Here is a 13,775-nt window from a genome sequence, read left to right on the forward strand (position 1 = left end):
GAGATCGCCCGGCTTGAGGCGAGTTTCGCCGTTCAGATAGACCGCGCCGTCGATTTCCGGGGCGTCGGCCATGCTACGACCGATAGCGCCTTCTTCATCGACTTCATCGATCAGTACCGGCAGCTCCAGGCCGATTTTCGCCTGCAGGCGCTGTGTGGAAATCTGCTGTTGCAGCTGCATGAAGCGGTGATAGCGCTCCTCCTTGATCTCCTCCGGCACCGGATCGGGTAGCGTATTGGCGGTAGCACCTTCCACCGGGCTGAACTTGAAGCAGCCCACGCGATCCAGCTGCGCTTCTTTCAGGAAATCCAACAACATCTGGAAGTCTTCCTCCGTTTCGCCGGGGAAGCCGACGATGAAGGTTGAGCGCAGCGTCAGCGCCGGGCAGATCTCACGCCAGCGTTTAATGCGCTCCAGCGTGCGTTCGACCGCGCCGGGGCGTTTCATCAGCTTCAACACTTTCGGGCTGGCGTGCTGTAGCGGGATATCCAGATACGGCAGGATTTTGCCTTCTGCCATCAACGGGATAACCTCGTCGACGTGCGGGTAAGGGTAGACGTAGTGCAGGCGGACCCAAATCCCCAGCGTCGCCAGCTGTTCGCACAGGCTGACCATGCTGGACTTGACCGGCTGGCCGTTCCAGAAGCCGGTGCGGTGTTTGATGTCGGTGCCGTAGGCGGAGGTATCCTGCGAGATCACCAGCAGCTCTTTCACTCCGGCGTCGGCCAGACGTTTAGCCTCATCCAGGACGGAGCCAACAGGGCGGCTGTCCAGTTTGCCGCGCATGGAGGGGATGATGCAGAAGGTGCAGCGATGGTCGCAGCCTTCCGAAATCTTCAGGTAGGCGTAGTGTCTCGGCGTCAGCTTCACGCCGGACTCCGGCACCAGGCTGGTGAATGGGTTGTGCGCGGGCTGCGGGACATAGTGATGGACGTGGGACAGCACCTGCTCGTAGCTGTGCGGCCCGCTGATTTCCAACACGTTGGGATGCACTTCGCGAATTTGATTCTCTTTAGCGCCGAGACAGCCGGTGACGATGACCTTGCCGTTTTCATTCAGCGCTTCGCCGATGGTTTCCAACGACTCCTGCACGGCGCTGTCGATAAAGCCGCAGGTGTTGACGATCACCAGGTCGGCGTCGTGATAGCTTGGCACCACCTGATACCCTTCGGTGCGCAGCTCCGTGAGGATGCGCTCGGAGTCCACCAGGTTTTTGGGGCAGCCCAGGCTGACAAAACCGATTTTATTGCCCTGCGGCTTGTCGCCGCCGTTCTTTTGCTGGGTCAGCGTTTTCTCCGGGGCCGCCAACGTGGTGGTCTGCGAAGGATCGAAGGAGTTAACAGTCATAGCGTCTCATACATCGGGTTGTACGGGAAAAAGTCGGCGGATTATACCTGAATCAACGGCAGGAAACAGGCCCGGCCGCCAATCTTGACGGAGGACCCGACGGTTTAGCTCAGAGGGATCATCACTTTATTTTTAAACGCCGAACGCGTCGTTAATTGTTGATACCAGCGCTCCAGATGAGGGTGCGACTGGCGCGTGATGGGCATGCCGAACCAGCCGTAGGCGATGCAGCCCAGCGGAATATCGCCAATGCCGAAGTGTTCCCCAGAGAGCCAGGGCAGGGAAGCCAGCGCGTCATCGGCGATGCTCAGCAGCGATTCGCAACGCGCGATATTCGCTTCAACGGCGGCCATATCGCGCTGGGCGGGAGGCGTGCGCATCATATTGATAAACACCGGCCCAAAAAACGAGGCTAAGGACATCGCCCAATCCATCCATTTCTCCGCGCTGGCGCGCGCTTTCGCATCGGCCAGATACAGCGAACCTTGCCCATACTGCGCTGCCAGATAGCGCACGATGCTGTTAGATTCCCACAGCACCAGCTCATCGTCCCGCAGGCAGGGGATCAGTCCGTTGGGATTCAGCGCCAGATAGTCGGGGTCGTGATTACCACCGAAAGCCCCGCCCAGAGGAATGTGCTGGTACGTCAGCCCTAACTCCTCGGCACACCAGAGTACCTTTTTGACGTTCGTCGAATTCTCGCGTCCCCACAGGGTTAGCATTGTGTCGATCCTTCTGTTACGTTTTGACCCTTAGTGTAGATAAGACCATGCGGATGGCGCGAAATAAAGTCGCTCATCGTTATGCCTGCATATCATAGGGTTTTTTATTATTTATTTATTACGCTGATTCCCCTAATAATCATGATAACCAATGACAACAATGACTCAGACAGGAAGGGTGTTATGACATTTTCACATTCTATTCGGGCGACGTTTGCTGCAGCGCTGCTGGCCTCGGGTATTCACTGCGCTTTCGCGCAGAGCGACGCACACACCATCGTATTCGGCGTAGCGCCCGGCCCCTATGGCGATATGGTGAAACAGGCCATCAAACCGGAGCTGACGCAGAAAGGTTATAAGGTCGTGGTGCGCGAATTCAGCGACTACGTTCAGCCTAATCTCGCGCTGTCGAACGGCAGCATCGACGCCAACCTGTTTCAACATACCCTGTATCTGGACAAGTTCGCAGCGGATAAGGGGCTGAAACTGACCCGTCTTATCGCAGTGCCGACCGCCAGCATGGGCTTCTATTCGCGCAAAATCACCTCGTTGGATGAACTGAAGAAAGGCGACATCGTGACGCTGTCCAACGATCCCACTAACCTGGCTCGGGGCCTGCGTTTCCTGCAATCGCTGGGACTGATTACCATCAAAGCCGATATCGATCCAACCAAGGCGTCGGAAAAAGATATCGTTAGCAACCCGCGAGGGCTGGTGTTCAAACCGCTCGAAGCCGCGCAGCTGCCGCGTACGCTGGATAGCGTGACGGCCTCGCTGATCAACGGTAACTTTGCGATTTCCGCCGGACTGAAACTCTCTTCGGCATTGAAGCTGGAAACGCTGGATGAAAACCTGAAGAACGTAATTGCCGTTCGGACGGCGGATGTGGATAAACCGTTTGTGAAGGACATCAAAGCCGCCGTTGAATCGCCAGCCTATGCGGCGGTCATCGACAACCCGGCGACGATGTTCAGCCAGTTCCAGAAACCGGAATGGATGCATGCGCAGACGCCTGCGCCGACCACGGCCCCGTAACCGGTCTGGCTGCGTTCTTTTTATAGAGCCGGTCACTGACCGGCTTTCTGTTGTTCTGTTATTCGGTTGGGAGTCCGCGAACGATGATTCGCATAGACAATGTCAGCGTTGATTTTCCTCACGGAAAACAACGAGAAACAAAAGCAGTGGATGATGTTTCACTGCATATCCGCCGGGGCGATGTGTATGGCATCGTTGGGGCGAGCGGCGCAGGGAAAAGTACCCTGTTGCGCACCATCAACCTGTTGCAGCGCCCGACCTCAGGTCATGTCAGCGTGAACGGCGTGCGCATCAGCGATCTTCGCGGCGCCAAGCTGCGTCACTGCCGGCAGAAAGTCGGCATGATTTTCCAACACTTCAATCTGATGCAGACGCGCACCGTCGCGCAAAACGTGGCGTTCAGCCTGAAATCGGCGGGCAAGTCCGGGCAGGAGATTGAGCGCCGGGTGCCGGAAATTCTGGCGCTGGTCGGGCTGGCGGACAAGGCTCAGGCCTACCCGGCGCAGCTCAGCGGCGGGCAAAAGCAGCGGGTCGGCATTGCGCGGGCGATAGCCAATCATCCTGAAGTGCTGCTGTGCGACGAGCCGACGTCGGCGTTGGATCTGGAAACCTCCGCCGCGATCCTGTCGTTGCTGAAAGAGATCAACGAAAAGCTCGGCATCACTATCGTACTGATTTCTCATGAAATGAGCGTCATTAAGACGATCTGCAATCGCGTGGCGGTGATGACCGGCGGGCGCGTGGTGGAAGAGGGCGACGTGTTCGATATTTTCGCGACGCCGCAGCATGATTTCACTCGCCAGCTGGTGGCGCATACGCTGAATCTGGAACTGCCTACCCGACTGAAAGAGGATTTGCAGGGGACGCTGCTGAAAATCCTGTTTGTGGGCGATTCCGCCGAACAGCCGGTGTTGTCGGATGTGGCAACGCGCTTCGGCGTATCCGTGAATATTCTGCACGGCAAAATCGAGTACATCGGCAACCGGGCGCTGGGCATTTTAGTGGCGCTGCTGACGCACCCGTCGGACCCGTCGCAGGTCACGGCCGCCGTAGACTATATTCGACATAAAACCGCCAACGTGGAGGTGCTGCATGGATGAGTTATGGGGTGATTTGATCGCCGCATTCGGTGAAACCTTCCAGATGGTAGGCATTTCCACACTGTTCGCCGTGATCGGCGGCCTGCCGCTGGGGCTATTGATCTACGTCACCGACCGGCATCTGTTCTGGGAGAACCGCTTTTTCTATCTGCTTAGCACCGTGCTGGTGAATATCATCCGTTCGATTCCGTTCGTGATTTTGCTGGTGCTGCTGCTCCCGCTGACGCAGATCCTGCTCGGCAACACCATCGGCCCCATCGCCGCCTCGGTGCCTATGTCCGTGGCCGCTATCGCGTTCTACGCGCGGCTGGTGGATAGCGCGCTGCGGGAAGTCGATCCGGGTATTGTGGAAGCCGCCGAAGCATTTGGCGCGAGTCCGATGCGTATCATCGGCACGGTGCTGCTGCCGGAAGCGCGTTCCGGGCTGCTGCGCGGCCTGACGATTACGTTGGTGAGCCTGATCGGCTACTCGGCGATGGCGGGCATCGTTGGCGGCGGCGGTGTCGGGGATCTGGCGATCCGCTTTGGCTACTACCGCTACGAAACGCAGGTCATGGTGGTGACGGTCATTGCGCTGGTGATTCTGGTGCAGATCGTACAAACGCTGGGCGACTGGCTGGCGAAACGGGCCGATAAGCGCGAGCGACGCTGATCGCATCGGGGCGCCTTCCCATAGCCTTTTCGAGGCGGTGGGCGAGGTGCCCTTTATCCTCTCTTTTTTCTTCGGTTTTACCCGCAGTTACCGTCTCCTCCAATTGGTCTTTCCTCACGTTTGAGTAACTTTACACATTGAGACGTTTTATTACGGCACGTGAACGGCTACTTTTGAGTGTGTCAGAATATGTCTGCATAGAGTTCCTCTCCGTAGTTAACGACTTAAGGACAGAGCTGCTAACCGATGAAAATCATGATGCGTTTTCCCCGCTTACAGGCCGGTATCGCCAGCCTGATCTTCGTAACGGTATTTCCCGCGGTCGCGGAACAAGCGCCGCCTGCGCCGCAGATTGACGCCAAAGCCTATATCCTGATGGATTTCCATAGCGGGCAGGTGCTGGCCGAATCCCTGGCGGATGAGCGGCTCGATCCCGCCAGTCTGACCAAAATCATGGCCAGCTATGTGATCGGGCAGGCGGTGAAAGCCGGCAAAATCAAAACCACTGATGTGGTGACCGTCGGAAAAGATGCCTGGGCGACCGGCAATCCGGCGCTGCGCGGTTCCTCGCTGATGTTCCTGAAGCCCGGCGATCAGATTGCCGTCTCAGAATTGAATAAAGGTATCGTCATTCAGTCCGGCAACGATGCCAGCATCGCGCTGGCGGATTATGTGGCGGGCAGTCAGGATGCGTTTGTCGGGCTGATGAATCAGTACGTAAAAGCACTGGGGTTGACCAACACGCATTTCCTGACCGTCCACGGTCTGGATGCGGAGGGACAATACAGCACTGCGCGGGACATGGCGTTGCTGAGCCGGGCGCTGATTCGCGACGTGCCTGACGAATATGCGCTGCACAAAGAGAAGTCTTTCACCTTCAATAATATTCGTCAGGTGAACCGCAATCGTCTGCTGTGGAGCAGCCATCTGGCGGTAGATGGAGTGAAGACCGGTCATACCAATGGCGCAGGCCATAATCTGGTGGCGTCCGCCACGCAAGGCGAGATGCGCCTGATTTCCGTTGTGCTGGGCGCGCCGACCGATGCCGTACGCTTCCGCGAAAGTGAAAAGCTGCTGACCTGGGGATTTCGATTTTACGATACGGTCACGCCTCTGCTCAGCGATACGGTGCTGACGACGCAACGTCTGTGGTTCGGCGAGAGTTCGCAGGCGCGGCTGAGCGTGGCGGAAGACGCCGCGCTCAGCATTCCCAAAGGACAGAGTAAAAATCTGCGGGCCAGCTTCACGCTCAATTCACCATCGCTGACGGCGCCGCTGAAAAAAGGGCAGGTGGTCGGGACGGTCGATTTTCAGCTGGACGGAAAATCCATCGCACAGCGGCCGCTGGTGGCGATGGATGACGTCCCGGAAGCCGGGTTCTTCAGCCGCCTGTGGGATGCGGTGCTGATGAAGCTGAATCAGTGGTTTGGCGGTCTGCTGGGGTGATGGGGAGAGCCGACATGTCGGGCAGGTCGGGAGTGAGTAACTGGATATCCTGTTTGGCGCAATAGTGAATGTAGTCGGCGGTCGGTAAACGGTCGCTGACCACTGCATCGAAAAGCGTCAGTTCGCCGATGCGGGCCGGGCTGCGTTTCTCGAATTTACTGTTGTCGACGACCAACACGTTGCGCTGGCTGGCCGATAAAGCGCGATGTTTTATCGCCAGTTCAGCGACATCCAGACAGGTGGCCCCGACTTGAAGATCGACCCCTTCCGCGGAGATAAACGCGACGTGCGGGCAGAGATGGTCCATGTCGTGCTGGTGGCCGATAGGGGTGAACAGCGCTTTGTCTGCGTTGAACAGTCCGCCCAACAAGATAGCCTGACACAACGGCTTATTTTGCAGCGCCATAAAGGTGTTGAGTGAGTAGCAGACGCCGGTGAAACAAATGTCATCCGGGATCGCTTCAATGATGAAGCTGGTCGTGGTGCCGCAGTCGAAAAAAACGATGTCGTTGGCTTTGACTAACAATGCCGCTTGCTCGCCGGTTTGTCGTTTCTCCTCCACCTGACACTGTTCACGCTCGGCAACGAGATAACCGCCGACTGCGTGACTTCTGGGATCGCTGACCACATAGCCGCCTAGCAACATCACGCTCGTCTCCTCGCTGTTCAGGTCGCGTCTGACGGTCATTTCAGAAACGCCCAGCAACAGCGCCGCCTCTTTAAGGTGCATTTTGTCGGTTTTCTTCAAGGCGTGAGCCAGTGTGTTCAGCCGTTCGATGCGGCGCATTACCATGATGGTCCCCAGTAAAGTAAATAGTGTCAAAATAAAAACGTGCAGCGAGAAAGGTGTCCGCCTCCGTGTTAACGATGGACCCCCGTCGACAGCGATAGGCTGACGCCAACGCGAGGTGGCTCATGTTCAGAGGTCTAAAAGGTGGCGCACAGCGTGTTCTGTGTGCCGGGCCAGAGTGCGGTCAACCGCAGTCTGAAGCAGCAGGAACAGCCATGTTCATGCGGGAAATAGCCTGAGCCGGTGAGTCGGCAGACGGGACAGTAATATAGCGGTTTAGCTAACGGTGGTGCAAACAGACGGTGAGAAACTAATGGAGTGTCTATTTAAATAAGCGTAACTAATTACAAATGCAGGTAATTAGCGTCCTACCAAAATAAGGTTTTGGCAGATGTAGACCGTAAAATACGAAGGGTATATTGCCTCTTTTAGGAAGCCGGTAACGCGATGGACAAATGGAAAGTTTTGTCCACCGCGTTGCGCATAGGTTAATCCCTTTATGTGCGCTCATCCCTACAGAGGAAGCTCCGGCCAGATGATCACAATCAGCGAGCCGGCCAGCGTCAGGAGAACATTGGCAATGGCATAAGTTCCCGCGTAGCCGAGCGCCGGAATATTGCTGCGGGCGGCATCGCTAATGATGTCCATTGCCGGGGCGCAGGTACGGGCTCCCATGATCGCCCCGAACAGTAACGCCCGGTTCATACGCAGAATGTAAGCGCCGAACAGGAAACAGATAAACACCGGCACCAGACTGACCAGCAGCCCGGACAGCAGCATTTGCAGACCAATGGCGCCGAGACTGCTGTTGATGGTGCCGCCTGCGCTCAGTCCAACGCCCGCCATGAAGACCATCAGCCCGAACTCCTTCACCATATTCAGCGCCCCCTGAGGGATGTAGCCGAAAGTCGGGTGGTTGGCGCGCAGAAAGCCCAGCATGATGCCCGCAAACAGCAGGCCGGCGGCGTTGCCGACGCCGAACGAGAAGTGGCTGAACTGGAATGAGATCAGTCCAATCATGATGCCGATAATAAAGAAGGCGCAAAAGGCGAGCAGGTCGGTGAGCTGACTGTGGATGGAAATAAATCCGATGCGGTCTGCAATGCTTTTGACCCGTCGGGTATCTCCGCTGACCTGCAACACATCCCCTTTATTCAGCACCACACCATCGTCAATCGGCATTTCAATCTGGCTACGGACAATGCGGTTGAGGAAGCAGCCGTGGTCGGTCAGTTTAAGCTGACTGAGCCGTTTGCCGACGGCGTTGTGGTTCTTCACCACAATCTCTTCGGTGACGATACGCATATCCAGCAGGTCGCGGTCAAAGACCTCTTTGCCGTCGCGGAAGTTGGGATTGAGCCGCGCGTGCGCATCCGGGTAGCCGACCAGCGAGATTTCGTCGCCCAGTTGCAGCACCGCATCGCCGTCCGGGCTGGCCAGAATACCGTTACGCCGAATCCGTTCGATATAGCAGCCGGTTTGGCGATAGATGCCCAATTCGCGCAGGTTTTTACCATCGGCCCAGGCTACCAGCTCCGGCCCGACGCGATAAGCGCGGATAATCGGCAGATAAATCTTACGCTGGCTGTCGGCGTCCAGACCGCGCTCGCGTGCGATTTGCTGGGCGCTGGTCGGGAGATCCTGATGCTGTAATTTGGGCAGATAGCGTGCGCCAAAGATCAGGCTGACCAAGCCGATGAGATAGGTTAGGGCATAGCCCAGACTCAGGTGTTCCTGCTCGATGCCGAGCACAGGCGTGGCGCCGAACGCGTTCCTCAGCGTATCACCTGCTCCGACCAGTACCGGGGTTGAGGTCATGGATCCCGCCAGCATACCGGCGGTTAGCCCGATCCCCCAGCCGAAAACCTTGCCTAATATCAGCGCGAGTACCAGCGCGCTACCGACCATAACCAGGGCCAGCATCAGATAGTTTTTGCCGTCGCGGAAAAAAATTGAAAAGAAGTTGGGGCCAGCTTCGACGCCTACACAAAAAATAAACAACATGAATCCCAGGCTGAGGGCTTCGGCATTAATAGTGAAATGTTGTTGTCCCAGAAACAATGAGACCACTAAAACTCCAATAGAATTACCGAGTTGTACGGAACCTAGCCTTAACTTCCCCAAACAAAGACCCAAACACAGAACGACGAACAGCAGCAGAATGTAATTCCCGTTTAACAAATCAGCGACGTTTATATTCATGGGATGCAACTTATTTTTTACTATTAAGTTCTTGATATAAAAGTAATTTAGGCTAAATTTACTCCATCACAAGGACGCTGGCGTCGACAGCGGAGTTGCATGAAATGAAGGGAATCAGCCGTGTCTGTAACGATTGGTGTGGCGGTCGCTATTCTAGAAGTTTATTTGCGTTACAACCAGCTGTGTATGCAGATAAAACGCGCCAAGAGCACCGTCTTGGCACATCAGGGAAATACCATGATGAGTGGCCTGTGCTTTATGACGAGGTCGGAAGGTATTGTCACCTGTTTATAGTGAGAAGGCGAAGCATGGCAAACAATAAAGGTTGGATTGGGATAATCAGTTGCATGGTGTTGTTTACACTGGTTTTTCTCAGTCAAAAGATGATGTCGTTCAAAGTAGCGACGGTACAGGGGGGTAATGGCGAACCGGGCATGTTGCTATTTTTACTGCCGGGTATGATCTCCAGCTATCTGACGGGGTGCGACAGAATGCGTTATACCCTGATTGGCGCCTTGATCGCGGTTCCCCTCTGTCTGTGGCTGCTGCGTGCAGGCCATGCGTCTTGCGGGTCATTCTGGCAAGATTTGGCGTATGTCGTGGTGTCAGTATTCTGGACTTTGCTGGGCGGGTTGCTGCTGCTATTTCTGAGGGCGGTGATGCGTCACTTCTTTCGCTGAGGTAACGTGGGGCTTGTCTTTCCTCGCAGGGAGTGAAGTCTCGATGGTGATTCATCCTTCAGCGTAAAAAAGGCGCGGGAAGCGCCTTCTGTCTCATCAATTATCTGTTAAGTGACATTGTCACTTGAACAGATTCAGATGTTCTTTCGCATAAGCTTCAAAATCTGTGCAGCCGCCGATGTGCTGCTCATCCAGGAAAATCTGCGGAACGGTCTCAACCGGTTTGCCGACGGTTTTTGACAGATCGGCTTTGGTGATCCCTTCTTCCTGAATATCAACGTAGCGATAGCTGAAATCATCGCGCTGAGCGGTCAGTTTTTCCGCCAGTTCTTTGGCGCGTACACAATAAGGACAACCTGGACGTCCGAAAATTACAGCAAACATGCTTACTCCTTCATTCAATCTCAAATTTAGCCAACCCTTTTACTATGCCCGGATGAAAACGCAATAAAAAGCAGTCATTGCCTGTCGTAGTGATGCCCTGAGGCTATCAGTGCCGCGAAGAAGTTCGATGCTCTGCGTTGTGAGCCTTGCAGGCTGTCTTATAATTGTGGGCTGAGCGACGCATACTGTCGCTGTTAATTTTGTCGATTGCCGCGCCCACCGCTGTCCATCGGCGCGTCAGCCACTTTCATCACGCGTAAGGATCGCCATCGTGACTCCCACTATCGATTTACTTTGTCATCACCGCTCCATTCGCCAGTTTACCGACCAACCGCTGACCGACGACCAGCGTCAGGCCATTTTTCAGTCCGCCCGGAGTGCCTCGACCTCTAGCATGTTGCAATGTGTCTCCCTGATTCGCATTACCGACAATGCGTCTCGTCAGGCGCTGGTCAAACTGAGCGGAGGTCAGGCGTATGTGGCGCAGGCGCCGGAGTTTTGGGTTTTTTGCGCGGACTTCAATCGACACCTGCAAATCTTCCCGGAAGCGGAGGTGGGGCTGGCGGAGCAGCTGTTGCTGGGCTGCGTCGATACCGCCATTATGGCGCAGAATGCGTTGGTGGCGGCGGAGTCGCTCGGGCTGGGCGGCGTGTACATCGGCGGAATCCGTAACCATATCGCGGAAGTCACGGCGTTGCTTAAACTGCCTGAACAGGTGCTGCCGTTGTTCGGGCTTTGCCTTGGCTATCCGGCGGCCCAGCCGGATCAAAAGCCGCGTCTGCCTGCGGAGCTGATGATCCATGAAAATACCTATGCACCGTTGGATAAAAGCGTGTTGGCGCAGTATGACCAGCAGCTGACGGAATATTACCAGCAGCGCGGCGACAATAAGCACAGCGGCAGCTGGAGCGACCATATCCGAAAAGCGTTGGCAAAAGAACAACGTCCTTTCATGTTGAATTACCTACATTCTCAGGGATGGATTAGACGCTGACGCGGCACTGAGTCAGTGCGCTTTTTCCGATGACCCGTGTGGCGCTAACGCGTCAAGGCAGGCTGACGAACGTCGCACTCGACGCGATTTTCGTGGGCCATGAGGACCACTCAAGGAGAGGCCAGCCCGGCGGTCGGCAAAAACAGGGGGACTCAGCGGTGTCGCTCTTGATATACTAGATTCGCGTTCAGGCGCCGTATCAGGCAGCGAATAGGCGATAGCGCTCAACTCGTTTTGCGTCTTCGTTATCCGACTGCCCGGTGACTGTACGTCACTCCCCGCGAGCTTATGCGCAGGCCATGCTCTGTCGCCGCCGATTCCACCGGCGGGATGTTGATAGAGGGCATTAGCGCACGATAGTCTGGCGGGCCGGTGTCTTTTTTTCACTGATGGGTAAGTAATGAGGCAAGTTTATATGGATTCAATCATCGTCCCTGATTTGAATGTGCTACGGCGGTGGCTGGATCAACTGGGCATCATTTATTTCGAATGTGACTCTTGCGACGCGCTGCATTTGCCGCATATGCAAAATTTCGACGGCATATTTGATGCCAAGGTCGATATCGTCGATAAGGTCATCGTGTTTTCCGCGTTGGCGGAAGTGAAGCCGACGGCGCTAATCCCGCTGGTGGGCGACCTGAGCCAAACTAACGCCAGTTCTCTGACGGCCAAGGTATTTCTGGACATCCAGGACGATAACCTGCCGAAGCTGATCGCCTGCCAGACCTTTAGCGCCGGTGCGGGGATCAGTCTGGAACAGTTCCGTTACTTTATGCAGCAGGCTGAAGAACAAACGTCGATGGTGATTATGGAAGCAGGTGCCAACAATCTGCTGTTTATCGGTGATGAAGAAGAGAGTCCTGCTAGTCGTGCTACCGCGCCCAGCCTTCATTGATCGTGTTATTAATCAGTTAGTACCATCGCATTTTCTTATTTTTGACCCTCCGAGTTTTATTTTAGCTTTTTCGCCTATTTGCCCTATATTCCACGGCATTTAGGCGACATTGGCCGAGCAGTATCAACCAAATCCCCCTAAATCATTCATAAACCCCGGTTTTACTCCCCCTCTATGGTGCCTCCAGTTCAGTCCGGTTATGCTTTAAAACGGTAGTTATGCCTGCGGTCCGCCGTGTTCCGACGGTCATTCGCTATACTGAATTCTGACGCAAGTCGATGAAAACACATTGCGAATGCTGCCCTGGTCGACACACTCGCGTTATCGATAGATGCACAGTCAATCCTAATTTGTCCCCTGAGATGGAGGAATGAACGGATATGTTCACCCAACGTAAAAAATGGTTATCGGGTGTGGTTGCCAGCGTGCTGATGGCGGCGTCCGCCACAGCATTGGCGGAAGATAAAACGCTGCATGTCTACAACTGGTCCGACTATATTGCGCCGGACACGCTGCAGAATTTCCAGAAAGAGTCGGGCATCAAAGTCGTTTATGACGTATTTGACTCCAACGAACTGTTGGAAGGCAAATTGATGGCGGGCAGCACCGGATTCGACCTGGTGGTGCCTTCGGCCAGCTTTCTGGAGCGTCAGCTGAGCGCGGGCATTTTTCAGCCGCTCGACAAGAGCCGACTGCCGAATTACCAAAACCTCGATCCTGAGCTGATGAAACTGATTGAACCTCACGATCCGGGTCATCAATACGCGGTGCCCTATTTATGGGCGACCACTGGTATCGGCTACAACGTCGACAAGGTCAAAGCGGTGCTGGGCAAAGATGCTCCGGTGAACAGCTGGGATTTGGTGCTCAAACCTGAAAACCTGGAAAAACTGAAAAGTTGCGGCGTTTCCTTCCTCGACGCTCCGGCGGAAATCTATGCCACCGTGCTGAATTATCAGGGTAAAGATCCTAACAGCACGAAAGAGAGCGACTACACGCAATCCGCCAACGACCTGCTGCTGAAGCTGCGCCCAAGCATCCGCTACTTCCACTCCTCGCAATACATCAACGATCTGGCTAACGGCGACATTTGCGTCGCGATTGGCTGGGCCGGGGACGTGATGCAGGCGTCGAACCGCGCCAAAGAGGCGAAAAACGGCGTCAATATTGGTTACAGCATCCCGAAAGAGGGCGCGCTGGCCTTCTTCGACGTGCTGGCGATCCCGAAAGATGCCAAAAATCTGGATGAGACCTATGCATTCCTTAACTACCTGCTGAAACCGGATGTAATTGCGGGGATTACCAACTATGTCTATTACGCTAACCCGAACAAGGCGTCTTTGCCGCTAGTGAAAGACGACGTTAAAAATAACCCGGGCATTTACCCGCCGGCCGATGTTCGCGCCAAGCTGTTTACGTTAAAAGTGCAGTCCCCGAAAATCGATCGCGTGATCACCCGTTCGTGGACCAAGGTCAAGAGCGGTAAATAACAGCTATTCTGACCTTGGCAATCAGGCGGCGGCGATCG

Annotated in this window: 13 protein-coding genes; 8 read left to right on the top strand and 5 right to left on the bottom strand. The window is 55.3% G+C overall.

Annotated features, from left to right (window positions below):
- Positions 1–1,347 (bottom strand): 30S ribosomal protein S12 methylthiotransferase RimO (rimO, locus tag AU509_RS01435; protein WP_176223440.1); only part of this gene is annotated, 1,347 nt, incomplete at its 3' end.
- A 104-nt stretch (positions 1,348–1,451) separates the two neighbouring features.
- A complete protein-coding gene (locus AU509_RS01440) occupies positions 1,452–2,069 on the bottom strand; it encodes a glutathione S-transferase family protein (protein ID WP_094117486.1) in 618 nt (205 codons plus the stop codon).
- A 183-nt stretch (positions 2,070–2,252) separates the two neighbouring features.
- Here AU509_RS01440 and AU509_RS01445 point away from each other — a divergent pair, with 183 nt between their 5' ends.
- The 4 genes from AU509_RS01445 (at position 2,253) to AU509_RS01460 (ending at position 6,302) form a co-directional block, all read left to right on the top strand.
- Positions 2,253–3,104, top strand: coding sequence for a MetQ/NlpA family ABC transporter substrate-binding protein (locus AU509_RS01445; RefSeq protein WP_085652289.1), 852 nt, complete (start codon positions 2,253–2,255; stop codon positions 3,102–3,104).
- A gap of 83 nt (positions 3,105–3,187) precedes the next feature.
- Positions 3,188–4,204 carry a methionine ABC transporter ATP-binding protein gene (locus AU509_RS01450; protein WP_085652290.1) on the top strand — a complete coding sequence of 339 codons (1,017 nt, stop codon included), beginning with the start codon at positions 3,188–3,190 and terminating at the stop codon, positions 4,202–4,204.
- Positions 4,197–4,856 carry a methionine ABC transporter permease gene (locus tag AU509_RS01455; protein WP_085652291.1) on the top strand — a complete coding sequence of 220 codons (660 nt, stop codon included), beginning with the start codon at positions 4,197–4,199 and terminating at the stop codon, positions 4,854–4,856. Before AU509_RS01450 ends, AU509_RS01455 begins: the two co-directional genes overlap by 8 nt.
- Before the next feature lie 258 nt (positions 4,857–5,114).
- Positions 5,115–6,302 carry a serine hydrolase gene (locus AU509_RS01460; protein ID WP_100053496.1) on the top strand — a complete coding sequence of 396 codons (1,188 nt, stop codon included), beginning with the start codon at positions 5,115–5,117 and terminating at the stop codon, positions 6,300–6,302.
- On the opposite strand, the gene deoR is transcribed toward AU509_RS01460, so the two are convergent.
- Both deoR and AU509_RS01470 read right to left on the bottom strand, forming a co-directional pair.
- On the bottom strand, positions 6,238–7,095 hold the full coding sequence (gene deoR / locus AU509_RS01465; protein WP_094117488.1) for a DNA-binding transcriptional repressor DeoR: 858 nt from the start codon (positions 7,093–7,095) through the stop codon (positions 6,238–6,240). The genes AU509_RS01460 and deoR overlap by 65 nt on opposite strands.
- Positions 7,096–7,605: 510 nt before the next feature.
- Entirely contained in the window at positions 7,606–9,294 is a 1,689-nt protein-coding gene (locus AU509_RS01470; RefSeq protein ID WP_094117489.1) for an aspartate:alanine antiporter, read from the bottom strand.
- A 308-nt stretch (positions 9,295–9,602) separates the two neighbouring features.
- Between AU509_RS01470 and ybjM the strand changes: the two genes are divergently transcribed.
- Positions 9,603–9,974 (top strand): inner membrane protein YbjM, encoded by a 372-nt coding sequence (ybjM, locus tag AU509_RS01475; RefSeq protein WP_094117490.1) that lies wholly within the window; start codon positions 9,603–9,605, stop codon positions 9,972–9,974.
- Between the two features lie 120 nt (positions 9,975–10,094).
- On the opposite strand, the gene AU509_RS01480 is transcribed toward ybjM, so the two are convergent.
- Positions 10,095–10,358: a GrxA family glutaredoxin gene (locus tag AU509_RS01480; protein WP_026740479.1), complete on the bottom strand. Its 264-nt coding sequence runs from the start codon at positions 10,356–10,358 to the stop codon at positions 10,095–10,097.
- A 271-nt stretch (positions 10,359–10,629) separates the two neighbouring features.
- Here AU509_RS01480 and nfsA point away from each other — a divergent pair, with 271 nt between their 5' ends.
- From nfsA to potF, 3 genes are all read left to right on the top strand, one after another.
- Complete coding sequence (nfsA, locus tag AU509_RS01485) at positions 10,630–11,352, top strand: oxygen-insensitive NADPH nitroreductase (protein WP_085652296.1); 723 nt, start codon at positions 10,630–10,632, stop codon at positions 11,350–11,352.
- A 415-nt stretch (positions 11,353–11,767) separates the two neighbouring features.
- Positions 11,768–12,247 (top strand): type III secretion system chaperone family protein, encoded by a 480-nt coding sequence (locus tag AU509_RS01490; RefSeq protein WP_085652297.1) that lies wholly within the window; start codon positions 11,768–11,770, stop codon positions 12,245–12,247.
- Positions 12,248–12,627: 380 nt separating this feature from the next.
- Complete coding sequence (gene potF, locus AU509_RS01495; protein ID WP_085652298.1) at positions 12,628–13,737, top strand: spermidine/putrescine ABC transporter substrate-binding protein PotF; 1,110 nt, start codon at positions 12,628–12,630, stop codon at positions 13,735–13,737.
- The last annotated feature ends 38 nt before the right edge of the window (positions 13,738–13,775 follow it).

Origin of the sequence: Lonsdalea britannica, from assembly GCF_002111595.1 — a bacterium.
Classification (GTDB): domain Bacteria; phylum Pseudomonadota; class Gammaproteobacteria; order Enterobacterales; family Enterobacteriaceae; genus Lonsdalea; species Lonsdalea britannica.